The organism is Bradyrhizobium sp. CSA112 (assembly GCF_029051645.1).
Lineage (GTDB): Bacteria > Pseudomonadota > Alphaproteobacteria > Rhizobiales > Xanthobacteraceae > Bradyrhizobium.
The window spans coordinates 46,880-69,425 of sequence record NZ_JAACFS010000009.1 but is presented as its reverse complement, the minus strand read 5'-3'; the positions used below and the strand labels follow the sequence as shown (position 1 = coordinate 69,425).

Genomic DNA, 22,546 nt, shown 5'->3' with positions numbered 1-22,546 from the left:
GCCGCGGCGTATGGGTCCCTGCATTCGCAGGGACGACCAAGAGCATTCTCAAATCGGATCCCAGGGGAAAATGTCCGCCGAGCGGTCGAGCTTGTAGAACGATCCCTTGAGCGCGGGCATGCCGTGCTCGGCGATGGTTTCCGGCGTCCAGCCTTCGCTCCGCTGCACCGAGCGCAGCGGACGATTCTGGCTGAACAGGAAGATCTCATTCATGCGCACGCCGAAAATCTGGCCGGTCACGTCCTTGGCGGCATCGCTGAGCAGATAAGCGCAGATCGGCGCGATCTTCTCCGGTCCCATCTGCTGGATTTTGGCCACGCGCGCCTTCTCGGCCTCGGTCTCGGTCGGGATGGTGCCGATCATGCGGGTCCAGGCGAAGGGCGAGACGCAGTTCGAGCGTACGTTGAAGCGGCCCATGTCGAGCGCGATCGATTTCGACAGGCCGACAATGCCGAGCTTGGCGGCGGCGTAGTTGGCCTGGCCGAAATTGCCGATCAGGCCGGAGGTCGAGGTGAAGTGCACGAAGGAGCCGCTCTCCTGCTCACGGAACAGCCGCGCCGCGGCGTGGGAGACGTAGAACGAACCCATCAGGTGCACCTTGATGACGGCCTCGAACGCTTCCACGCTCATTTTGTGGAAGATCATGTCGCGCAGGATGCCGGCGTTGTTGACGACGCCGTCGAGGCGGCCGAAATGGTCGGTCGCCGTCTTCACGATCTTGCTCGCGGGGATCGCTTCCGCCACCGACTCGAAGTTGGCGACCGCGGTGCCGCCGCGCTTCTTGATCTCCTCGACCACCTCCTCGGCGGGCGCAGCGCTCGAACCGGCGCCGTCCGCGGCAACGCCGGGATCGTTGACCACGACCTTGGCGCCTTCGGCGGCGCAGAGCAGCGCGATTTCACGCCCGATGCCGCGGCCTGCGCCGGTGACGATGATGACTTTGTCTTGCAGTGATTTTGCCATTGTGTTGCTCCGGTTGTGCCCGTCATTCCGGGATGGTGCGAAGCACCAGACCCGGGATCTCGAGATTCCGGGTTCGCGCTTCGCGCGCCCCGGAATGACAGGGTGTTACTTCTCGTTCGTAAAGATGATCGTGCCACTTGCGGCGAACATGCCGCCGACGCCGTGGCAGACCGAAATCTTCGCGTCCTTGACCTGCGCCGGCGCAATGCCGCGCATCTGCCGCACGCTCTCCTGCAGCGCGTACATGCCGTACATGCCGGAATGCATGTAGCTCAGGCCGCCGCCATTGGTGTTGAGCGGCAGCTTGCCGCCGGGGCGGGTGTTGCCGTCGGCGATGAACTTGCCGGTCTCCTCGTGCGGCATGAAGCCGAGATCGCCGAGCCCATAAAGCGGCAGATGCGCGAAGGCGTCGTAGATCATCAGATGATCGACGTCCTTGTGGGTGATGCCGGCCTCCTTGAAGGCAGTAGGGCCGGCGACTTTGAAGGCGCGCGAGGAGTTGAACGTCTCCATCTGGCTGACCATCGGCGTCTCCACGCTCTCGCCGGTGCCGAGAATATAGACCGGCTTTCTCGGAAAGTCCCTGGCGCGGTCGGCGGAGGTGAGGATCAGCGCGCCGCCGCCGTCGGTGACGAGACAGCATTGCAGCAGGCGGAAGGGATAGGCAATCATCCGCGAGTTAAGGACGTCGGCGACCGTGATCGGGTCCTTCATCATCGCGCGAGGGTTCTTCGCGGCCCATTCCCGCTGCACCACGGCGACCATCGCGATCTGCTCATGGGTGATGCCGTAGGTCTTCATGTAGCGCAGCACGGGGATCGGGAACATGCTGGGCGGGCCGTAGATGCCGAACGGCGCCTCGAACTGGCCCTGCAAGCTATCGGCGGGGATCGAGCGCGGCAATTTGCCGATCATCGACTTGCCGCTCTCGGCATGCGTGATCAGCACGGTCTTGCAGAGGCCGGCCTCGATCGCGGCCGCGGCATGGCGGACATGCAGCATGAACGAACAGCCGCCGACGGAAGTGCCGTCGACCCAGGTCGGCGTGATGCCGAGGTAATGGGCGATCTGCTGCGGGGTTTCCACCGCCGTGGCGATGCCATCGATATCGGACAATTTCAGCCCGGCATCGGCAATGGCGTTGAGCGCCGCATCCGCGTGGAGCTGGATCTGCGACACGTTCGGGATGACGCCGAGCTCGGTGGTCTCGGCAGCGCCGACGACGGCGACCTGGTTTCTGCGCATGGTGCTTAGCCCTTCGCCGGACGGAACATGGGAAGGGTGATCTTGTCGTCGAGCTTTTCGAACGCGACTTCGAGTTTCATGTCGAGCTCCAGCGCCTCCGGCGTCTGCGGGCAGTCGATGATGTTGCTCATCATGCGCGGGCCTTCGTCGAGTTCGACGACCGCGATTGCGTAAGGCGGGGTAAAGCCGGGCGCCGCCGGGCGATGGTTGATGACGTAGCTGTAGAGCTTGCCCTTGCCGCTGGCCTTGAACACACTCACCTTGCGCGAGGCGCAGGAGGGACAGAACGGCCGCGGCGGGAAATAGACATTGGCGCAGACGTCGCAACGCTGCAGGCGCAATTCGCCGGCCTGCGTTCCGTCCCAGAAATGCTGGGTTTCAGGTGTGGGCTTTGGTCTCGCGCGGGCGGGCTCGGCCATATCGGCAATTTCTCCTCGGGGAAGCCGGGCGTCTGCCCGCTTGCTTGCGGTCTTGATGCGACATTTGGCAGTTGCCCGTCAACGGCTCAGCGACGACGGCGATTGCATGGCCGCATTCCTCCGCGTGAGGGCGCTTGTATGCCAGCGTATCATCGGAGATAGTCCGCCCCACGGCAAATTGCCGACTGCATTTTTCGTCATCAGGCTCGCTTCAGACACAAGTGACGCCAAAGGAAGCGAACAAGAAAGCCATGCCGAACCATCCGACGCTCGCCAGCGTCGCCGCCGACCTCGATGCCGGACGCACTACCGCGCGCAAACTGGTCGAGGAATGTCTCGCCAAAATTGCCGATCCAGCCGGCGAGGGCGCGCGCGCCTTTATCCACGTCGACAAGGACGCCGCGATCGCAGCAGCCGATGCGATGGATCATCTGCGTAAAGCCAACGCCGCGCCATCGCCCTATGCCGGCATCCCCGTCTCGATCAAGGACCTGTTCGACATCAAGGGGCAGGTGACCCGCGCAGGATCGCGCGCGCTGGAGGATTCGGCTCCCGCCGAAGCCGATGCGCCTGTGGTGGCGCGGCTCCGCCGTGCCGGCTTCATCGTGATCGGTCGCACCAACATGACCGAGTTCGCCTATTCCGGCATCGGCATCAATCCGCATTACGGCACGCCGAAGAGCGTCTTCAATCGCGGCGTCGGCCATGTCCCCGGCGGCTCGTCCTCGGGCGCGGCGGTATCGATCGCCGATCGGATGGCCCATGGTGCGCTCGGCACCGATACCGGCGGCTCCTGCCGGATTCCGGCGGCCTATAATGGCATCGTCGGCTACAAGCCGACGCAACGCCGGGTGCCGCTCGACGGCGGCGTGCCGCTGTCCTCTTCGCTCGACAGTTTTGGACCGCTGGCACGTTCGGTCGGCTGCTGCGCGGTGCTGGATGCCGTCCTGGCCGATGAAGCCGTGCAGCCGTTGCAGCCGCGCGCCGTCAAGGGCATGCGGCTCGCGGTGCCGACCACGATCGCACTCGACGATCTCGACGACGAGGTCGCGAAAACATTCGAGCGTGCGCTGGCGACGCTGTCGCGGCAGGGCGCGTCGATCGAGCGGATCGAGGTGCCGGAATTCCATGACGTCGGCGTCATGAACAGCAAAGGCGGTTTTGCCGCCGCGGAAAGCTACGCCTGGCACCGTTATCTGCTCACGAGCAAGGGAGATGTCTACGACCCGCGCGTTCGCGTCCGCATCCTGCGCGGCGAAAGCATCAGCGCGGCCGACTATATTGATATCGTCGGTGCGCGCCGCGCGTTCATTGCGCGGACCGAGAAGCGCATCGCGCCGTATGACGCGCTGGTGCTGCCGACCACATCAAACACGCCGCCTGTCATCGCCGACCTCGCCGACGACCAGGCCTTCGCCAGGCAGAATTTGCGGTCGTTGCGCAACTGCACGCTGATCAACATGCTCGACGGCTGCGCGATTTCGCTGCCGGCGCACCGCGAAGGAGACATGCCGGTCGGGCTGATGCTCGCGGCAGCGGGGGGATCGGACCGCCGCATCTTCGAACTCGCCGCCGGAATGGAGGATATCATCCGTGTTTGATCTGACCTTCAACGTCGACGACAAGGGTATGTTGACGCCGCTGACGCTCGCGATCGATCAGGCCGTCATCGCCGGCTGGACCGGCCGCGATCCGGTGGCGCGCGACAAGCACATCGCCGAGCTCGAAGCGCTCGGCATCGCGCGGCCAGCTTCGACGCCGATCTACTACCGCTGCTCGGCGCGGCGGATTACGCAGGACGACCGCATCGAGGTCTGCGGCGAAAATTCCAGCGGCGAGGTCGAGTTCGTGCTGATCGGCTGGCAGGGCCGCATCTTCGTTGGCTGCGGCTCCGACCACACCGATCGCAAGGTCGAGAGCTACAGCGTCACCGTCTCCAAGCAGATGTGTGACAAGCCGGTAGCCTCGGTGCTGTGGGAGCTGGATGAGGTCATCGCGCATTGGGACAAGTTGATCCTGCGCTCCTGGGCCGTGATCGGCGGCGCGCGCGTGCTGTACCAGGAAGGCACGCTTGATGCGATGCTGCCGGTGAACGACCTGATCGAGCGCGGCTTCGGCGGCAAGGGCCTTCCTGACGGCTGCGCCATGTTCGGCGGCACCTTCGCCGCCAAGGGCGGCATTCGCCCAGCTGATCGCTTCGAGTTCGAGCTCGAGGACCCCGTGCTGAAGCGGAAGATCAGCCACGGCTATGATGTGATCACGATGCCGGTGTTGGGTTAGATTTCTCCACTTGTCGTCCCTGTGAACGCAGGGACCCATAACCACCGTTGTTCGTTGTTGTGGCGGACTGGAGCCACAGCCCGGCGAACCACGATGACCTGTGGTTATGGGTCCCTGCGTTCGCAGGGACGACGTCAGAAACGGAAATCGGGTGGTTTTGTTGTGGCCTGATTGCGAGACTCCGCGCTATGAGAGCAACCGCAAGAAATATCGACCGTCTGCCCACCATCGCCGCCCGCGTCGACGCCATCGACTGGGCCCCGGCGACCGCTGACCTCGACGCACAGGGCTGCGCCGTCCTGAAGGGATTGCTGTCGCCGGAAGAATGCGACGCGCTGGCGGCGCTCTATCCTGACGACGCGAACTTCCGCAGCCGGATCGTGATGGGCCGCCACGGCTTCGGCCGCGGCGAATACAAATACTTCACATATCCACTGCCGAAGCTGATCGCGGAACTGCGGCCTGTGCTCTATGCGCGGCTGTGCAGTGTCGCCAACCGCTGGAACGAGGCGATGGGCATCGACATCCGCTATCCCGACCGGCACGAGGTATTCTTGAAGCGCTGCCACGACGCCGGGCAGACGCGGCCGACGCCGCTGCTGCTGCAATATGGCGAGGGCGACTACAATTGCCTGCATCAGGACCTTTACGGCGAGCATGTGTTTCCGCTGCAGGTCGCGATCCTGCTGTCGGAGCCGGGGCGCGATTTCGAAGGCGGCGAGTTCGTGCTGACCGAGCAGCGGCCGCGGATGCAGTCACGGCCCGAGGTGGTCCCGCTCAGGCAGGGCGATGCGGTTGCCTTTGCTGTGCATCACCGGCCGGTGCAGGGGACGCGCGGGCCTTACCGCGTTAATCTGCGCCACGGCGTCAGCCGGATCCGTTCCGGCCATCGTCACACCGTCGGCGTGATCTTTCACGATGCCAAATGAGTGCGAACTGAGTTGACTGCAGATTTGTTCGACGCTGCTCCTGATGTGCGCCCGCCGCGCGAAGCGATGGCCGAGGGCGCGGTGCTGCTGCGAGGTTTCGCCAAGCCGTTTGAAGGTGAGGTCACCGCGGCGCTGCGCGAGGTCATCGCACAGGCGCCGTTCCGGCGCATGGTTACCCCTGGCGGTCACCAGATGTCGGTCGCGATGACCAATTGCGGCAGCGCGGGCTGGGTTACCGATCCGAGCGGCTATCGATATGACGGCATCGATCCGAACTCCGGCCGGCCATGGCCGGCGATGCCGGCTGTGTTTCGTCAATTGGCGGAGCAGGCAGCCGCAGCGGGCGGCTTCGACGGTTTTGCGCCGGACGCCTGCCTGATCAACCGTTATGCGCCCGGTGCGCGGATGTCGCTGCATCAGGACAAAGACGAGCAGGATTTTGCCGCGCCGATCGTGTCGGTGTCACTGGGGCTGCCCGCAATCTTCCTGTTCGGCGGCTTGAAGCGCGCCGACAAGCCTGCGCGTCAGCGGCTGGAGCATGGCGACGTCGTGGTGTGGGGCGGCCCATCGCGGCTGTTCTTTCACGGTGTGGCGCCGCTGGCCGAGGGCGAGCATGCGCTGATGGGCCGCCAGCGCATCAATCTGACTTTTCGCAAAGCACGGTGATCTTCCTTCTCTCCTTGTGGGAGAAGCTGGCGCGCAGCGCCGGATGAGGGGTTCTCTCCGCGGAGACAGACCCCTCATCCGTCTCGCTGCCGCTGCGCGTCAGCGATCCACCTTCTCCCACAAGGGGAGAAGGGAAGAGGCGTTCCATCCGCATATTCTCTGGTCTATGCTCCCTCTGCCGGGGGCAAACATGACCGCCACAGACATCAAGTCCGAAACCAGCACCAGCGCTAACAGCACCGGCGTCTATCTCGCCGTGCTGCAACTCGTGTTCACGCTGGGCTGGACCACTTACGTCATCTACCTGCCAAAACTGTGCGCCGACGTCGGAATTGCGCCATCGGCCGTGATCCTGATCCTGATGCTGGATCAGGCGATCTTCACGGTCACCGACACCGCGATGGGAATTGCCGCCGACAAGATCGCGCCGTTTGTCGGCCGGCTCGGCGTGTTCGTCGGCGGCCTGACCGCAATCTCCTGCGCGGCCTTTGTCGCGCTGCCGTTCGTGGCCGGCACCGGGCCGGCCGCGCAGGTCTGGTTCATCGGACTGATCCTGGTCTGGGTTGTGACGTCTTCGGCCCTGCGCGCGCCGCCGCTGACGCTACTAGGCAAATACGGCGCGCGGCCGGCGATCCCGTTTTTGTCGGCGCTGGCGATGCTCGGCTATGGTCTGGCGGGCGCGGTATCACCCTATCTGGGTGTGGTGTTGCGCAATCACGATCCGCGGCTGCCTTTTGTGATTTCAGGCACTGTGTTGCTGCTCACCACGCTAGCCTTGTCGAAGGTCGAACGTGATCTGGCGCAGGCGCCATCTGTCGCGAAACAACCGGCGGCGCCTGCAAAATCGCTGGGCCCGGTGCCGATGTTCTTCATCGCCTCGATGGTCATCCTGTCGCTCGGTTATCAACTGCATTTTTCCATCAACAGCACGCCGTTCTTCCTGCGTTTCGCCAAGCCGGAAGAGTTGCAATGGCTGATGCCGGTGTTCTGGATCGGCTTCAACATCGCGATGTTTCCGGCGAGTGCCGTCGTCAAGCACCGTGGCGGGCTGGTCGTGATGGGCGCTGCGGGCCTGCTCGGTGCGCTGGCCGTGCTGGGCGCGGAAGTGGCCGGCAATCTCAACATGCTGATTGTGGCGCAGTTCATCGCTGGCGCCGCGTGGGGCTGCATGCTGATGGCCGCGGTCTCCGCGGCGCTCGCGATCGGCGAAACCGGTGCCGAGGGTAAGGTGGTGGGGCTGGTGTTCTCAGCGCTCGCGCTCGCGACCTTTGCGCGGATGGCGGCGGTCGCAGGCGGCCTGCAGAAGCTGCCGGAATATGCGCCGCTGTTGCAGTGGGCCCCTGTCGCTTGCTGGTCGGTCGCCGGCGCAGGCCTGTTGGTGGTTGCGGCGTCACGGATGCAGCGGAGTTTGGCGGAGAAGCCGATTTAACCTCTGTCGTCATTCCGGGATGGTCCGAAGGACCAGACCTCAGATGCGCAATTGCGCATCGGGGAATCTCGAGGTTCCACAATGTGCAATTGCACATTGGGGTTCGATGCTTCGCATCGCCCCGGAACGACGTGCCTAGATCACGGCTTCGGTGGATGAATGAACGCCCACGGTGAGACTTCCGAATCCGTCGGCACCTCCACCGAAATCACGTAGGGTCCGCCGTCGGCCAGCGCCTTTTCCAGCGCGGGACGGAAATGATCCGGTGAGGTGACGCGCGCGGCGCCGACGCCAAAGGATTCCGCGAGCTTCACGAAATCCGGATTGACCAGGTCGGACGCCACCACGCGTCCGTCAAAATGCTGGCGCTGGTCGCGGCGCACGTTGCCATATGCGTTGTTGTTGAACACCAGCGTCACCACGCCGATCTTGAACTGCACGGCGGTCGACAGTTCCTGCACGCCGAACATGAAGCCGCCATCGCCTGTGATCGCGACCACTGGCCGGTCCGGATTGGCGACCTTGGCGCCGAGCGCGGTGGGGAAGCCCGAGCCGAGCGTGCCCTGATAGCCTGAGGTGATGAAAGTGCGCGGCTCGTAGACCGGAAAGCCGTACCAGGAGGCAAAGCCGACCTGCGACAGCTCGTCGGTGACGATGGCGTTGGCCGGCAGCACCTCGCGCAGGATGTTCAGGTACGCCATCTGCGGCTGAACCTTCTGGATCTCCTGCTGCGCCACTGCCGTAGCCTCGCGGATTTCGGCGCGGCGGCCGCTGGTCTTGCTGTAGCCGGACTTCTTCACGGCCGCCACCAGATCGGCCGTGCCCGCCTTGGCGTCCGCGACGATGGCAGCGTCGGACGAAACCCGGCGCATTTCGACGGGATCGATATCGATGCGAACGGATTTCAAACCCTTCGGCTGGTACGGCCAACGGAAACCGGAGGTCGGCAGCTCCATGCGGGTGCCGATCCCGATGATCAGATCGGTATTCGGCCAGAGCTTGTAGGCCGCCGCCATGGTCAGCCCGAGTTCGTGCGCATTGGAGACGATGCCGCGACCGCTGCGGAACGCCACCACGGGCGCGTCGATCATTTCCGCGAGTTCGAGAATTTCCTCAGCGGCATCGATTGCGCCGCTGCCGACGAAGATCATCGGCCGCTTGCTATCGTTGATCAGCGCAGCCGCAGCCTTGATGCGGTCAGGGTCGGGCTGTGGCGCGGGGAGGGTGTCGAAGATCTGGGCAGGGCCGACCTGCGCGCGTTGCGTGAACACGTCCCACGGCATTTCGAGCGACACGGGACCGCGGCGGCCCGACAGCATCTCCTGAAACGCGCGCGACACCATGGCCGGCGCCACGTCGGGATATTCGATGCGCTCGGCCCATTTGACGAAAGTGCGCAGCGTGGCGAGCTGATCCGGCATCTCGTGCAGATGGCCGCGGCCCTTGCCGAGAAAGGACGTCGGCACCTGGCCGGTCAGGCAGAGCACCGGCTCGTTGCAGCCGAATGCGGTCAAAAGCGCCGCGCCCGCGTTGAGCACGCCGGGGCCGGGCACCACGCTGAACACGCCGGGCCGCCCCGAAGACCGCGCGTAGCCGAAGGCCATGTAGCCGCAGGCCTGCTCGTGGCGTGCGCCGATCACCTTCAACTGCGCCTGATGAAAGGCGTCGAACAAGCCATAGATTTGCGCGCCGGGCAGGCCGAACACGGTGTCGACGCCATGCGCGACGAGACTATTGACGATCGCTTCGCCGCCGGAAGTTGATTTCATCGTACTGTCCACTCGCTTGCGGGGGATTGTCAGGCTTCGTCGATCACGCCGTTCTTCAGCACGCCGACGCCCTCGGCTTCAACCTCGATAACGTCGCCGGGCTTGAGATAGCGCGGCGGGTCGAACCGCGCGCCGGCCCCCGTCGGCGTTCCCGTCACGATGACGTCGCCCGGCACCAGTGTGGTAAAGGTCGAGAGATAGTTGATGAGGTATCGGAAGCTGAAGATCAATCGTCCCGTGCGGTCGTCCTGCCGCGTCTCGCCGTTGACCCGCGTGGTGAGGCGGATGTCCGCGATCTGGCTTTCATCGGTGTAGGGCACGAGCCACGGGCCGAGACTTCCGGTGGAATCGAAGTTCTTGCCCTGCGTGACGTTGAACTTGGCGTGCCGCACCCAGTCGCGGATCGTGCCTTCGTTGCAGAGCGTGACCGCGGCGATATGGTCAAGCGCGTCGCTCTCCCTGATATGCCGCCCCGCCTTGCCGATGATGATCACGAGTTCACCTTCGTAATCGAGCTGCGTCGAGGCGCGCGGGCGCACCAGCGGCGTGTTGTGCCCGACAAAGGAGCGCGGCGTGCGCATGAACATGCTCGGATATTTCGGCGCGTCCTGCCCGTCCTTGTATTCGGCGTTGCGGTCCGGGTAGTTCACGCCGATGCAGATGATCTTTTCCGGCGAGGGGATCGGCGGCTGCCAGGTGATCGCGTCGAGCGCGTGGTCCGCCGTGTGCTGCGCGCCTTCTTCCGCGAGTTTCATCAGCGCGCCCGCGGCGATGACTTCGCGCAGCGTCGGATAGTCCTTTCCGAAGCGCGCGGAGAGATCGACGATGCCGGAATCGGTCACGGCACCATATTTCTCCGCACCGTTGACGGTGTAGGTGGCGAGGCGGGGAGTGGCCATCGGCATCAATCCGCAATCGTGACGTCGGCGACAAAGGCCGGCTCGCGTACCGCTTGCCCCGAAAACGGCGAGCCCTCTTCGAACCAGGAGCGTGGCGCGGGCGCGCCCCACAGCGTCTGCCGGCGCGGGTCCTTCAGCGACCAGCGCAGCGGCTCATGGTCGTGATCGCCCGTAAAATAGTCGCTGGTGTATAGCTCGAGCCGGTGGCTGTCCGGATCCCGGACGTAAAGGAAGAATGCATTCGAGATGCCGTGCCGACCCGGGCCGCGCTCGATGTTCTTCAGGTAGCCGCTCGAAGCCATGACGTCGCAGAGATGCAGGACGTTCATCGCTGTCGGCACCCAATAGGCAAAGTGGTGCAAACGAGGGCCGCGGCCATTTGTGATCGCGAGGTCATGGACATTGCCCTTGCGGTGCATCCAGGCGGCGGCGATCCGCCCGTTCGGGCCGTCCTCCTCGCCATATTCGGTCAGGCGGAAGCCGAGCCGGGCATAGAAGTCGATCGTGCCCTGAACCTCGGGCGAAAAGACATTGAAATGGTCGAGCCGCTGCGGATGGCAGCCCTTGTAGAGGTCGTAGCGGCGCAGCAGGTGCGGGCGCTTTTCCATCGTTGCGTAGAGTTCGAACTGGAAGCCGGCGGGATCGGTGAACTGTAGGGTGCGGCCCTGGAACGGCTGATCGGCGAAGGCATAGGCGATACCGTTCTCGGAAAAGAACGTCGCCGCCTTGTCGAGATCGCCGTCATTGCCGACCTTGAAGCCGAGCCGGCTGCAGGCCGCAACAGGGGCTTTCCGCAGCACCAGCGAGTGATGCTGATGCTCCTCGCTTCCGCGCAAATACACGGCCTTGTCGTCGGCGTCCTCGACATGGAGGCCGACGGTGGTCTCATAGAACGCGCGGCTCTTGTTGAGGTCCACGACATCAAGCACGGCATGGCTGCAGCGGATGATGTTGAAGGGCGGATCGAAGGTGTGAGTAGGCACCGGCATGGGCGTTCCCTTGGTTGGTTCGTCATTCCGGGGCAGCCCGCAGGGCTGAACCCGGAATCTCGAGGTTCCGGGTTCGATGCTTCGCATCGCCCCGGAACGACGGTGTCTTAAATACCCAGCTTCTGAATCTTATGCGTCCCGCGCGCGAGCGAGACGTGCTTGGTTTCCATGTAGAAGTCGAACGAGTAGTCGCCGCCGTCGCGGCCGATGCCTGACGATTTCATGCCGCCGAACGGCGTCGGCAGGTGGCGGACGTTTTCGGAATTGAGCCAGATCATGCCGGCCTCCAGCGCGTCGGCGACGCGCAGAGCGCGGCCCATGTCGCCGGTCCAGACATAACCGGTCAGGCCATATTGCACGCCGTTGGCGATCTCGATCGCGTCCTTCTCATCCCTAAACGGGATCACGGTAAGGAATGGGCCGAACACTTCCTCCTGCGCCACCCGCATTTTCGAATGCGCGCCGGTCACCAGCGTGGGCTGCACATAATGCCCGCCGCCGGGCCCGTCATGCGGCTTGCCGCCGACGGCAATGGTGGCGCCGTCCTTTCGCGCGACGTCGAAATAGCTGCAGACTTTTGCCAGATGCCGCTCATGGATCAGCGGCCCGATTTCGGTAGCGGGGTCGAGCGGGTGCCCGACCTTCAGCGCCTTCACCCGAACGGTGAGCTTTTCGATGAATTTGTCGGCGATAGACTCCTGGACAAGCAGCCGGCTGGAGGAGGTGCAGCGCTCGCCGTTCAGCGAGTAGATCATGAAGACCACCGCATCCAGCGCCCGGTCGAGATCGGCATCCCCAAACACGATCACGGGATTCTTGCCGCCAAGCTCGAAATGCACGCGTTTCAGGGTAGGGGCGCCCTGCGCCATGATTGCCGAGCCGGTCGAGCTCTCGCCGACAAAGCCGATTGCCTTGATTGCGGGATGCTCGGTCAGCGCCTTGCCGGCTTCCTCGCCCATGCCGTGGACGGTGTTGAGCACGCCGTCGGGGAGGCCTGCCTGTTTCGCAAGTTTTGCCAGCAGGTCCGCCGTCACCGGCGACCATTCCGCGGGCTTGTGCACGACGGTGCAGCCGGCGGCGAGTGCCGGCGCAATCTTCCAGGTCGACAGCATGAACGGCGTGTTCCACGGCGTGATCACGCCGACCGGGCCGATCGGCACCCGGGTCGAGATGTTCCAGTGCTCTTCGCTTGGCATGTTCAGGCCGTCCCGGGCCTCGGCGCATTTGTCGGCAAAGAAGCGGAAGTTTTCCGCCGCCCGGATCGCAGCCTTGGCCATGAAGCGGTGGGCCTGGCCGGTGTCGATGCATTCGAGTACCGCGATGTCGTCGGCGTGGTCCTCAATGGCATCGGCCACGCGATGCAGCAATTTCTTCCGCGCCGCCGCAGACACCTCGCGCCAGGATTTGAACGCGGTTGCGGCTGCGGTAGCAGCGCGGTCGATGTCTTCGGCATTGCCGCGCGCCACGGACGCCAGCACCGTCCCATCCACTGGCGACTTCGTCTCAAAAGTCCGGCCGGAGACCGACGGCACGGTCTTGCCGCCGATCATGTGGCCGATGCCCTCGCTCTTTAACTTGGCGAGCGGGGAAGCTACGCGGTCGCGGTTAGCCTGAAACATGTCCTTCGGTGTCGCCTTATCCATTGATAGCCTCCACTTTCAGGGCGTCGTGGATGTTGTTGCGTTTCCAGCTTGTTTCCTTGTCGTTGATCTGCATGTCGAACGACAGCGCGAACTTCTCCTTCGCAAACACCGGATCGAGATAGGCCGACAAGGCCTTGAAAATATGCTCGCCCGCCTTCTGGCGCGTAGCGAGGTCGCGACCCTCGCCGAGGCGGAGCACCATGTCGAGGAAGCCGTAATTCTGGCGGCCGTCTGCAATCGCATAGTGCTCGCATTTGATCGCGCGGACTCTGATACCGCCGAGCGGGAAGATACCGGTTTCGACCGAGGCCTTGCGAACCAGTTCCACGACCGCGCCCATGTCGACGTGGCGATCGAGATTGCCTGAATATTCAATCGTGAAGTGCGGCATGTTGCGATGACTCCGGTCTTCCCTAACGCATCAGGCGAAGTAGCAGCTCACGGAACCGTAGGGACCATAGTCGGCCTGGATCGTGTCGCCCTTGCGGGTCTCGATCGGGCGGATGAACGATCCCGCCAGCACCACTTGCCCGGCCTCCAGCGCCAGCCCATTCGGTGCGATCTTGTTGGCAAGCCAGGCCACCGAGGTGGCCGGGTGGTTGAGAACGCCGGCCGCAAGCCCGGTTTCCTCGAGCTGGCCGTTGCGGAAACACAGCGCGCCAATCCAGCGCAAGTCGGCGTCCATCGGCCGGATCGGTCGGCCACCCAGCACGATACCGGCATTCGCTGCATTGTCGGCGACGGTGTCAAAAATCTTCCTGCTAGCTTTGGTTTGCGGATCGACGCGTTCAACCCGCGTATCGAGAATCTCCAGCGCCGGCACCACGAAGTCGGTGGCGTTGAGCACGTCGAACAGTGTGCAATCAGGTCCCGAAAGCCGCGACTTCATCACGAAGGCGAGTTCGGCCTCGACGCGGGTGGCGATGAAGCGATCGGACGGGACAAGCCCGCCATCGGCAAAGAACATGTCGTCGAGCAGGATGCCGGAGTCAGGCTCGTCGATGTTGAGCGCGCTCTGCATCGCCTTCGAGGTCAGGCCGATCTTGTGGCCCTTCACGATGCGCCCCTGGTCGAGCTTCATCTCGACCCAGGCTTTCTGAATAGCGTAGGCATCCTCGATCGTTATGCCGGGATGTTCGAGCGAAAGCTGGCGAATCTGCGTGCGGGTCTTTTCGGCGTGATCGAGCCGCTCGGCGGACTTGCGGATTTCGTCTTTCGAAAGGGCCATGGGCGCGTCCGGCATGTCTGAAAAAAGCGCGTGCTGAAATTTGTTTAACATGTTAAGTTATCCCGCGCAAACTCCTTTGATGCTTGTTGCGGCGCAAAACTTTATCCTCGCGGAATCCACGATTCCTGATGGCGGACCACTGAAGATGGCAGGGAAGAAATCGCCGAACGGACCGCGTTCGGAGCCGGAGGGAACGACGGAGGCCCGCCGCGCGCCGATGCGCGAGTTCTCGCGTTCGCTGCCGATGTCGCTCTTGCGCGCCCGCGAAGCGGTCATGCGGCAGTTCCGCCCGTCCTTGCGCAATCATGGGCTGACCGAGCAGCAATGGCGGATCCTGCGCGCGCTGACGGCGGTTGATACCATCGAGGTGACCGAGCTGGCGCGCGTTGCCTTCCTGCTGGGGCCGAGCCTGTCGCGAATCCTGCGCGATCTCGAAGCGCGCGATCTGATCGAGCGGCGGACCGCCAAGGCCGATCTGCGCCGCGGCGAGGTATCGATTTCGTCCAAGGGCTTGAAGCTGATCGAGGCCGTCGCGCCAACCTCGGAAGCGATCTACGCCGAGATCACCAACCGCTTTGGCGCGCGCAAGCTCGCCGAGCTGCAGGACATGCTGGGCGAACTCGAACGCGGCCTGGCGGAAATGGAAGTGGCCGGTGAGGCAGAGGCTGAGGCGGACGAGTAAGCGCAAATTTGCATGATGCTAGCGGCCCGATGCATAACGGCCGGGCAAATGATTGCAATCATTTGTCTAATGGTAGACACGCGTGCGATTTTTCGTTCAAAGTGCCGGCCAAGCCGGTCATCAAAACCGGTGTGGGAGTTCCAGGGTTTGCCGCTGATATCGCCGGCTTTCCCGGTGCAAGGTCAGGGCTGAATCCGAAAAAATGGTCACCATCCAAGTCAACAATCTCATCGATTTCGTCGCCGAGGTTTTTTCGCATTCGGAATCCTCTCCCGAGGAAGCCAGGCGCATCGCGACCTATCTGACGACAGCCAATCTCACCGGCCATGACAGCCACGGCGTGATCCGGGTGCCGGTCTATATTCGCTGGAAGAAGACGGGCAACGTCGTTCCCAACCAGACCCCCGAGATCGTCGTCGATACGCCGTCGCTCGCTGTGGTCGATGGCAAGTTCGGCTATGGCCAGACCGTGACGCCGTTTGCCGTGCGGACCGGCATCGAGAAATGCAAGAAGGCGGGGCTTTCAGCGGTCGCGTTGCGCAACGCCGGGCATATCGGCCGCGTCGGCGACTGGGCGGAGATGGCCGCCGCCGAAGGACTGGTCTCGGTTCACTTCGTCAATGCGGCGGGCTCGCTGCTGGTGGCGCCGTTCGGCGGCGTGCAGAAGCGGCTCTCGACCGCGCCCTATTGCGTCGGGATTCCGCGCCAGGGGCAGGATCCGATCGTGCTCGATTTTGCGACTTCTATCGTCGCCGAAGGCAAGGTGCTGGTGGCAAGCCGCGGCGGCAAGAAACTGCCGACCGGCGCGCTGGTCGATGCCGACGGCACGCTGAGCGAGGAGCCGTCGGTCCTCTATGGCCCCTACACCCCGGACGGGCCGCGTGATCACACCAAGGGCACAGGTGCGATCCGCGCCTTCGGCGAGCACAAGGGCTCGGGGCTCGCCTTCATCTGCGAACTGCTCGGCGGCGCGCTCACCGGCACCGGCGCCACCTCAGGCGGCCGGCAGTTCGCCAACGGCATGCTCGCCTTCTATATCGATCCCAAGGTGATCGACACGGCCAACTACTTCGACGGCGAAATCTCGCGCTACACCGACTTCATCCGGGAAACCAAGCCGATCGCCGGCGTCGAGTCCGTGCTGGTCCCGGGCGATCCCGAGCGCAAGATGCGCGCCGAGCGCACCAGGAACGGCGTGCCGCTGCCGGATGATACCTGGGCTGCGATCGTCAATACCGCCCGCGAGGTCGGCGTCAGCGAGGCCGCTATTCAGCGCGCGACCAGCTAATCAATTTCACGAACTCCAACAAATGTAACGATCACAAAGGGAAAGCGATCAATGGCAACCAACAACGTCAAGAAAGTATGGGCCTCCGGCAAGGCCGTGGTGAACGCGTGGCTCGCGATCCCGTCCGGCTTCTCCGCCGAGGTGATCGCTCAGTGCGGCTTCGACAGCGTCACCGTCGACATGCAGCACGGCGTGCAGGACTATCTCTCGATGGTGCAGTGCTTTCAGGCGATGAACGGCCATCCGGTGACGCCGATGGTTCGCGTGCCCTGGAACGAGCCCGGCATCATCGGCAAGGTGCTCGACGGCGGCGCCTATGGCGTGATCTGCCCGATGATCAACACCCCGCAGGAAGCCAAGAACCTCGTCCAGTACGCCAAGTATCCGCCGAAGGGCACGCGCTCGAACGGCCCGATCCGTTCCGGCATGTACGGCTCGGCCGGCAGTTACCAGCAGACCGCGAATGACGAGATCGTGCTGCTGCCGATGATGGAGACCAGGACCGCGGTCGAGAACATGGAATCGATCCTCGACGTCGAAGGCATCGACGGCGTCTATATCGGCCCGTCCGACCTCGGCTTCTCCTACGGCCTGGTGCCGAAGCTCGACCGCGACGAGCCGGAAATCCTCAAAATCTACGAGAAGATCGTCACGGAATGCGGCAAGCGCGGCCTCAATCCCGGCATCCACTGCTCCGGCGCCGAGGGCGCGGTGCGCGCCATCAACATGGGCTTCAAGCTGGTGACGCTCTCGAACGAGAGCGGGTTGATGATGACCTACGCCAAGATGCAGGTGAACCAGACGAGGAAGGATTCGGGCGGAAAGGCCTAAGCTCTTACTTCTCCCTCGCCCCGCTCTTGCGGGGAGAGGGTTGGGGTGAGGGGCCTCTATCCGGCAAGCACTGCGCCAGTAACTAAGTCACTGCCTTGCCCCTCACCCGGATCGCATCTTCGATGCGATCCGACCTCTCCCCTAAAGGACGGGGAGAGGTTAAAGCGAACCACTGGAGAAACACCCCATGACCACCCCAGCACCCGTGATCTGCCTGCATCCTGACGATGGCGTGCTGATCGCGCGCGCGAGCCTGCCGCCGGGCATGGTGGTGGCCGATGGCGTCACCACGGTCGAGCGAATCCCGGCCGGCCACAAGGTCGCGATCAGGCCGATCGCCGTGGGCGAGCCGGTGCGCCGCTACGGCCAGATCATCGGCTTTGCCACCGCGCCGATTTCGCCGGGCCAGCACGTGCACACCCAGAACTGCGGCATGGGCGATTTCGCCAAGGACTATGCCTATGGCGTCGACGTCAAGCCGGTGCCGAATTTCGATCTGCCGGCGACGTTCGACGGCATTCGCCGCGCCGACGGCCGGGTGGCGACGCGTAACTATATCGGCATCCTCACCTCGGTGAATTGCAGCGCCCATGTCGCCGGCATCGTCGCCGACATGTTCAAGAAGAATCCATTTACCGGCGATAACCCGCTGGCCGATTTCCCGAATGTCGACGGTGTGGTGGCGCTGACCCACAAGACCGGCTGCGGCATGACGCAGGACGAGCCGCTGGCGCTCTTACGGCGGACGCTCGGCGGTTATGCGCGGCATGTAAATTTTTCCGCTGTGGTCGTGCTCGGGCTCGGCTGCGAGGTCAACCAGATCGGCGGGCTGATGCAGGAACAGAAACTCGCCGGCCGCCTGCGCGCGATGGACATCCAGGAAGTCGGCGGCACCCGCAAGACGGTGGAGGCCGGCATCGCCTTCGTGAAGGAGGCGCTGACCGACGCCAATAAAGTAAAGCGCGAGCCGGTGCCGGCCAGCGAGTTGACCGTGGCGCTGCAATGCGGCGGCTCCGACGGTTACTCCGGCGTGTCAGCCAATCCGGCGCTCGGCGCGGCGAGCGATCTGCTGGTTGCTCACGGCGGCACCGTGATCCTCTCGGAGACGCCGGAGACCTATGGCGCCGAGCATCTCTTGACCCGGCGTGCGGTCAGCCGCGAGGTCGGCGAAAAGCTCGTCGGTTTAATGCGCTGGTGGGAAGAATACACCAGGCGCGAAGGGGCCGAGATGAACGCCAATCCGAGCCCCGGCAACAAGGCCGGCGGCCTCACCACGATTCTCGAGAAATCATTGGGCGCGATGGCCAAGGCCGGCAGCACCAACCTGGTCGATGTGCTCAATTACGCCGAGCCCATCACCAAGAAGGGTTTTGTCTTCATGGACACGCCCGGCTACGACCCGGTCGCGGCAACCGGGCAGGTGGCTGGCGGCGCCAACATGGTCTGCTTCACCACCGGCCGGGGCAGCGTGTTCGGCTGCAAGCCCGCGCCCTCGATCAAGCTCGCGACCAACACGCCGATGTACAAGCGCATGGAAGACGACATGGACGTCAATTGCGGCACCATCCTCGACGGCGAGGAGACTGTGCAGCAATGCGGCCAGCGCATCTTCGAGCTGATGCTGAAAACGGCATCAGGCCAGCCGACCAAGAGTGAGAGTTTTGACTTCGGCAGCGCCGAGTTCGCGCCGTGGGTATTAGGGGCGACGATGTAGTTTCTCGCACCGATCTGCGTCGCCCCTGCGAACGCAGGGGCCCATAACCACCGGCGTTTGTTGTTTGAGGCGGTGTCTGCGATCTTGTTTCACTCGAGATACCACGCGGTATGGGTCCCTGCGTTCGCAGGGACGACTGTGTCCCGCACGTCCCATAGGCACCCCGTGCCCGTTGTTAATGCTTGATCCGACCCGGAACCGGTGTTCTGCTTAAAAAAGCCGCTGGAGTCTCCGGTCCGTGTCGATCTTCGTCGCACTACATCACGTCACGCACTACAAATACGACCGACCGATCGATCTCGGCCCGCAAACCGTTCGGCTGCGTCCGGCGCCGCATACGCGCACGCCGATCCTCAGCTATTCGCTCAAAGTGACGCCTTCAAACCATTTCGTGAACTGGCAGCAGGATCCGCAGGGCAACTGGCTGGCGCGGTTCGTGTTTCCGGAGAAGGCGACCGAACTGAAAATCGAAGTCGACTTCAGCGCGCAGATGACGGTCGTCAATCCCTTTGACTTCTTCGTCGAGCCCTACGCCAACTCCTTTCCGTTTCAATACCCCGCCGACCTCAAGACCGAGCTCGCGCCCTATCTCGTCACCGCGGAGCAGGGACCGCTGTTCGCAGCTTACTTGAAGGAGATTCCGCGCGAGGCCGACAGCACCGTCAATTTTCTGGTCGAGCTCAACGCGCAGCTTCAGAAGAAGATCAACTATGTCATCCGCATGGAGCCGGGCATTCAGACGCCGGAGGAGACGCTGGCCTCTGGCTTCGGATCGTGCCGCGACTCGGCGTGGCTGTTGATCCAGATCTTCAGGCACCTCGGCCTCGCGGCGCGCTTCGTCTCCGGCTATCTCATCCAGTTACGTCCCGACATCGATCCCGTCGAGGGACCGCGCGAGGTCGAAAGCGATTTCACCGATCTGCACGCCTGGGCCGAAGTCTATCTTCCGGGCGCGGGCTGGATCGGATTCGACGTCACCTCGGGCATGCTGACGGGCGAGGGGCACATTCCCGTTGCCGCCACGCCGCACTACCGCTCGGCGGCGCCGATCAGTGGCAGTGCCGGCTTCGCCAACGTCGAATTCGGCTTCGAGATGAACGTCAGGCGCATCCGCGAGGCGCCGCGGATCACGCGGCCGTTCTCCGATGAATCCTGGGCGCGCCTCGATGCGCTCGGCGAGCAGGTCGATGCCGATCTCAAGCAGGACGACGTCCGGCTGACCATGGGCGGCGAGCCGACTTTTGTCTCCGTCGACGATCTGGAATCGCCGGAATGGAATATCGCCGCCATCGGCCCGACCAAGCAGGCGCTGGCCGACGATCTGATACGCAAACTGCGCGCGCGTTTTGCGCCGGGCGGGCTGTTACATTACGGGCAGGGCAAATGGTACCCGGGCGAAAGCCTGCCGCGCTGGGCGTTCGGCCTCTATTGGCGCAAGGACGGCGTGCCGATCTGGAAGAACGCCGACCTGATCGCGAAGATCGACAACCCGCACAAGGCGATAGTCGAAGATGCTAAGGCGTTTATGGAGGGCGCCGCGAAGCGGCTCGGCCTCGACGCCGGCTATGTGATGCCCGCCTATGAAGACACCGTGCACTGGCTGCAGAAGGAAGCCGCCTTGCCGGTCAATGTCGATCCGACCGACTCCAAACTGTCCGACGCGGAAGAGCGTGCTCGCATGGCGCGGGTATTCAGTACCGGGCTCAACAAGGCGAGCGGCTTCGTGCTGCCGATCCAGCATGCGGGCGCTGACGCGTCTGGCTGGATGAGCGAACACTGGCAGCTCCGGCGTGACCATCTTTTCCTGATACCGGGCGATTCCCCGCTCGGACTGCGGCTGCCGATGTCGTCACTGCCGGATATTCCCCCGGATGAATATCCCTATGTCGTCGAACAGGATCCGATAGAGCCGCGTCTGGAACTCGCGGTCGAAGATAAAGACTCCGCAGCGGCAGGCGAGCCCACAAAGCCGGAGCCGACATCCAGGCCAAAACCCAAGCCGGTGCGTACGGCGATAGCTGTCGAAATCCGCGATAGCGTGTTGTGCGTCTTCATGCCGCCGGTCGAGAAGATCGAGGACTACCTCGAACTGATCGCGGCGGTGGAGGCGACCGCCGAGGAGATGCAGATCCCGGTTCATGTCGAGGGGTATGGACCGCCTTACGATCCGCGCATCGAGGTCATCAAGGTGACGCCCGATCCCGGCGTGATCGAAATCAACGTGCAGCCGGCGCAAAGCTGGCGCGACGCTGTCGACATCACCTTCGGCCTGTACGAAGACGCCGCAAAAATCCGGCTCGGCGCCAACCGTTTTCTGGTCGACGGCCGCCACACCGGCACCGGCGGCGGCAACCATGTTGTGGTCGGCGGCTCGACGCCGCAGGATTCGCCGTTCCTTCGCCGCCCCGATCTCCTGAAGAGCCTCGTGCTGTACTGGCAGCGCCATCCCTCGCTGTCTTATTTGTTCTCCGGCATGTTCATCGGCCCCACCAGCCAGGCGCCGCGCATCGACGAGGCGCGCCATGACGGCCTCTACGAACTGGAAATTGCGCTCGCACACGTGCCGCCGCCCGGTATCGAGGCTCCGCTATGGCTGGTCGATCGCCTGTTCCGGCACATCCTCGTCGATATCACCGGCAACACCCATCGCGCCGAAATCTGCATCGACAAGCTCTATTCTCCTGATAGCCCGACCGGCCGTCTCGGGCTGGTCGAATTCCGCGCGCTCGAAATGCCGCCCGATCCGCGGATGTCGCTGGCGCAGCAACTCCTGATCCGCGCGTTGATTGCAAAGCTCTGGCGCGAGCCGCAGCAGGGCAAGTTCGTGCGCTGGGGCACGGCGCTGCATGATCGCTTCATGCTGCCGCATTTCCTCTGGGAGGATTTTCTGGGCGTGCTCGATGAGCTCAGGCATTCCGGCTACGAATTCTCGCCGGAATGGTATTCGGCGCAGCTCGAATTCCGCTTCCCGGCGTTCGGCCGCGTCCATCATGGCGGAGTCGCGCTGGAATTGCGTCAGGCGCTGGAGCCTTGGCATGTGCTTGGCGAAGAGGGCTCGGCCGGCGGCACCGTGCGCTATGTCGACTCTTCCGTGGAGCGGCTGCAGGTCAAGGCAACAGGCTTCGTCGAAGGCCGCCATGTCGTGACCTGCAACGGCAGGCGGATGCCGATGACGTCAACGGGCCGTGCCGGCGAGGCGGTCGCAGCCGTCCGCTTCAAGGCCTGGCAGCCGGCCTCAGGGCTGCATCCGACCATTCCTGTTCATGCTCCGCTGACATTTGACTTAATTGATACCTGGAACGGCCGCTCGCTTGGCGGCTGCGTCTACCACGTCGCCCATCCCGGCGGCCGCAACTACGAGACCAAGCCGGTCAATTCCTACGAGGCGGAGGCGCGGCGGCTGGCCCGGTTTCAGGATCACGGCCACACCCCCGGCAGGGTAGACCCGCCGCCCGAGGAACGCACAATTGAATTCCCTTTGACGCTCGACTTGAGGACCCCGCTCCTGCCATAGCGTTTTCCAGCGGAAAACGCGCCAAAAAAAGAAGGGGCCGGGACTGCGATTCTGATCT

19 protein-coding genes are annotated in these 22,546 nt (G+C 63.8%); 10 read left to right on the top strand and 9 right to left on the bottom strand.

Annotated elements, in window-relative coordinates; translation table 11 throughout:
• Positions 1-48: 48 nt before the first annotated feature.
• The 3 genes from GWE18_RS18130 to GWE18_RS18120 all read right to left on the bottom strand — a co-directional run bounded on the left by GWE18_RS18130 (position 49) and on the right by GWE18_RS18120 (position 2,627).
• Positions 49-963: an SDR family oxidoreductase gene (locus GWE18_RS18130; RefSeq protein WP_275187067.1), complete on the bottom strand. Its 915-nt coding sequence runs from the start codon at positions 961-963 to the stop codon at positions 49-51.
• A gap of 105 nt (positions 964-1,068) precedes the next feature.
• Positions 1,069-2,208 carry a thiolase gene (locus GWE18_RS18125; protein ID WP_057849243.1) on the bottom strand — a complete coding sequence of 380 codons (1,140 nt, stop codon included), beginning with the start codon at positions 2,206-2,208 and terminating at the stop codon, positions 1,069-1,071.
• Between the two features lie 5 nt (positions 2,209-2,213).
• The gene (locus tag GWE18_RS18120) at positions 2,214-2,627 is read right to left on the bottom strand and encodes a Zn-ribbon domain-containing OB-fold protein (RefSeq protein ID WP_275187066.1); all 414 of its coding nucleotides are present in this window, start codon (positions 2,625-2,627) and stop codon (positions 2,214-2,216) included.
• Positions 2,628-2,878: 251 nt separating this feature from the next.
• On the opposite strand from GWE18_RS18120, the gene GWE18_RS18115 reads away from it, so the two are divergent.
• The 5 genes from GWE18_RS18115 to GWE18_RS18095 all read left to right on the top strand — a co-directional run bounded on the left by GWE18_RS18115 (position 2,879) and on the right by GWE18_RS18095 (position 7,931).
• On the top strand, positions 2,879-4,228 hold the full coding sequence (locus tag GWE18_RS18115; protein ID WP_275187065.1) for an amidase: 1,350 nt from the start codon (positions 2,879-2,881) through the stop codon (positions 4,226-4,228).
• Complete coding sequence (locus tag GWE18_RS18110; RefSeq protein ID WP_275187064.1) at positions 4,221-4,907, top strand: DUF2848 domain-containing protein; 687 nt, start codon at positions 4,221-4,223, stop codon at positions 4,905-4,907. The genes GWE18_RS18115 and GWE18_RS18110 overlap by 8 nt, the downstream gene beginning before the upstream one ends.
• 188 nt (positions 4,908-5,095) lie before the next feature.
• Positions 5,096-5,836 carry a 2OG-Fe(II) oxygenase gene (locus GWE18_RS18105; protein WP_275187063.1) on the top strand — a complete coding sequence of 247 codons (741 nt, stop codon included), beginning with the start codon at positions 5,096-5,098 and terminating at the stop codon, positions 5,834-5,836.
• Between the two features lie 12 nt (positions 5,837-5,848).
• Positions 5,849-6,502: a DNA oxidative demethylase AlkB gene (gene alkB, locus GWE18_RS18100; protein ID WP_275187062.1), complete on the top strand. Its 654-nt coding sequence runs from the start codon at positions 5,849-5,851 to the stop codon at positions 6,500-6,502.
• Between the two features lie 190 nt (positions 6,503-6,692).
• Entirely contained in the window at positions 6,693-7,931 is a 1,239-nt protein-coding gene (locus GWE18_RS18095; RefSeq protein ID WP_275187061.1) for an MFS transporter, read from the top strand.
• Positions 7,932-8,071: 140 nt separating this feature from the next.
• Here GWE18_RS18095 and GWE18_RS18090 read toward each other — a convergent pair whose 3' ends face one another.
• The 6 genes from GWE18_RS18090 to hpaH all read right to left on the bottom strand — a co-directional run bounded on the left by GWE18_RS18090 (position 8,072) and on the right by hpaH (position 14,459).
• Positions 8,072-9,700, bottom strand: coding sequence for a thiamine pyrophosphate-dependent enzyme (locus GWE18_RS18090; protein WP_275187060.1), 1,629 nt, complete (start codon positions 9,698-9,700; stop codon positions 8,072-8,074).
• A gap of 29 nt (positions 9,701-9,729) precedes the next feature.
• Complete coding sequence (locus tag GWE18_RS18085; protein WP_275187059.1) at positions 9,730-10,599, bottom strand: fumarylacetoacetate hydrolase family protein; 870 nt, start codon at positions 10,597-10,599, stop codon at positions 9,730-9,732.
• Positions 10,600-10,604: 5 nt separating this feature from the next.
• Entirely contained in the window at positions 10,605-11,588 is a 984-nt protein-coding gene (hpaD, locus tag GWE18_RS18080; protein ID WP_275187058.1) for a 3,4-dihydroxyphenylacetate 2,3-dioxygenase, read from the bottom strand.
• Positions 11,589-11,695: 107 nt separating this feature from the next.
• Entirely contained in the window at positions 11,696-13,231 is a 1,536-nt protein-coding gene (gene hpaE, locus GWE18_RS18075) for a 5-carboxymethyl-2-hydroxymuconate semialdehyde dehydrogenase (RefSeq protein WP_275187057.1), read from the bottom strand.
• Positions 13,224-13,622: a 5-carboxymethyl-2-hydroxymuconate Delta-isomerase gene (locus tag GWE18_RS18070; protein WP_275187056.1), complete on the bottom strand. Its 399-nt coding sequence runs from the start codon at positions 13,620-13,622 to the stop codon at positions 13,224-13,226. The genes hpaE and GWE18_RS18070 overlap by 8 nt, the downstream gene beginning before the upstream one ends.
• 30 nt (positions 13,623-13,652) lie before the next feature.
• Positions 13,653-14,459 carry a 2-oxo-hept-4-ene-1,7-dioate hydratase gene (gene hpaH, locus GWE18_RS18065; protein WP_275187055.1) on the bottom strand — a complete coding sequence of 269 codons (807 nt, stop codon included), beginning with the start codon at positions 14,457-14,459 and terminating at the stop codon, positions 13,653-13,655.
• A 145-nt stretch (positions 14,460-14,604) separates the two neighbouring features.
• On the opposite strand from hpaH, the gene hpaR reads away from it, so the two are divergent.
• The 5 genes from hpaR to GWE18_RS18040 all read left to right on the top strand — a co-directional run bounded on the left by hpaR (position 14,605) and on the right by GWE18_RS18040 (position 22,488).
• Complete coding sequence (gene hpaR / locus GWE18_RS18060) at positions 14,605-15,141, top strand: homoprotocatechuate degradation operon regulator HpaR (protein WP_275187054.1); 537 nt, start codon at positions 14,605-14,607, stop codon at positions 15,139-15,141.
• Positions 15,142-15,343: 202 nt separating this feature from the next.
• Positions 15,344-16,429 carry a malate/lactate/ureidoglycolate dehydrogenase gene (locus GWE18_RS18055; protein WP_275187053.1) on the top strand — a complete coding sequence of 362 codons (1,086 nt, stop codon included), beginning with the start codon at positions 15,344-15,346 and terminating at the stop codon, positions 16,427-16,429.
• A 51-nt stretch (positions 16,430-16,480) separates the two neighbouring features.
• Complete coding sequence (locus GWE18_RS18050; RefSeq protein WP_275187052.1) at positions 16,481-17,260, top strand: aldolase/citrate lyase family protein; 780 nt, start codon at positions 16,481-16,483, stop codon at positions 17,258-17,260.
• Between the two features lie 187 nt (positions 17,261-17,447).
• Positions 17,448-18,974 (top strand): altronate dehydratase family protein, encoded by a 1,527-nt coding sequence (locus GWE18_RS18045; RefSeq protein WP_275187051.1) that lies wholly within the window; start codon positions 17,448-17,450, stop codon positions 18,972-18,974.
• A gap of 238 nt (positions 18,975-19,212) precedes the next feature.
• Entirely contained in the window at positions 19,213-22,488 is a 3,276-nt protein-coding gene (locus GWE18_RS18040) for a transglutaminase family protein (protein ID WP_275187049.1), read from the top strand.
• The last annotated feature ends 58 nt before the right edge of the window (positions 22,489-22,546 follow it).

What these genes read in the sequence shown, in the direction of transcription:
- hpaE (WP_275187057.1), bottom strand. Translation starts at nt 13,231, where the DNA reads ATGGATAAGGCGACACCGAAGGACATGTTTCAGGCTAACCGCGACCGC.
- GWE18_RS18115 (WP_275187065.1), top strand. Translation starts at nt 2,879, where the DNA reads ATGCCGAACCATCCGACGCTCGCCAGCGTCGCCGCCGACCTCGATGCC.
- GWE18_RS18125 (WP_057849243.1), bottom strand. Translation starts at nt 2,208, where the DNA reads ATGCGCAGAAACCAGGTCGCCGTCGTCGGCGCTGCCGAGACCACCGAG.
- GWE18_RS18055 (WP_275187053.1), top strand. Translation starts at nt 15,344, where the DNA reads ATGGTCACCATCCAAGTCAACAATCTCATCGATTTCGTCGCCGAGGTT.
- GWE18_RS18120 (WP_275187066.1), bottom strand. Translation starts at nt 2,627, where the DNA reads ATGGCCGAGCCCGCCCGCGCGAGACCAAAGCCCACACCTGAAACCCAG.
- GWE18_RS18095 (WP_275187061.1), top strand. Translation starts at nt 6,693, where the DNA reads ATGACCGCCACAGACATCAAGTCCGAAACCAGCACCAGCGCTAACAGC.
- GWE18_RS18050 (WP_275187052.1), top strand. Translation starts at nt 16,481, where the DNA reads ATGGCAACCAACAACGTCAAGAAAGTATGGGCCTCCGGCAAGGCCGTG.
- hpaR (WP_275187054.1), top strand. Translation starts at nt 14,605, where the DNA reads ATGGCAGGGAAGAAATCGCCGAACGGACCGCGTTCGGAGCCGGAGGGA.
- hpaH (WP_275187055.1), bottom strand. Translation starts at nt 14,459, where the DNA reads ATGGCCCTTTCGAAAGACGAAATCCGCAAGTCCGCCGAGCGGCTCGAT.
- GWE18_RS18085 (WP_275187059.1), bottom strand. Translation starts at nt 10,599, where the DNA reads ATGGCCACTCCCCGCCTCGCCACCTACACCGTCAACGGTGCGGAGAAA.
- GWE18_RS18070 (WP_275187056.1), bottom strand. Translation starts at nt 13,622, where the DNA reads ATGCCGCACTTCACGATTGAATATTCAGGCAATCTCGATCGCCACGTC.
- GWE18_RS18130 (WP_275187067.1), bottom strand. Translation starts at nt 963, where the DNA reads ATGGCAAAATCACTGCAAGACAAAGTCATCATCGTCACCGGCGCAGGC.
- hpaD (WP_275187058.1), bottom strand. Translation starts at nt 11,588, where the DNA reads ATGCCGGTGCCTACTCACACCTTCGATCCGCCCTTCAACATCATCCGC.
- GWE18_RS18105 (WP_275187063.1), top strand. Translation starts at nt 5,096, where the DNA reads ATGAGAGCAACCGCAAGAAATATCGACCGTCTGCCCACCATCGCCGCC.
- GWE18_RS18045 (WP_275187051.1), top strand. Translation starts at nt 17,448, where the DNA reads ATGACCACCCCAGCACCCGTGATCTGCCTGCATCCTGACGATGGCGTG.
- GWE18_RS18090 (WP_275187060.1), bottom strand. Translation starts at nt 9,700, where the DNA reads ATGAAATCAACTTCCGGCGGCGAAGCGATCGTCAATAGTCTCGTCGCG.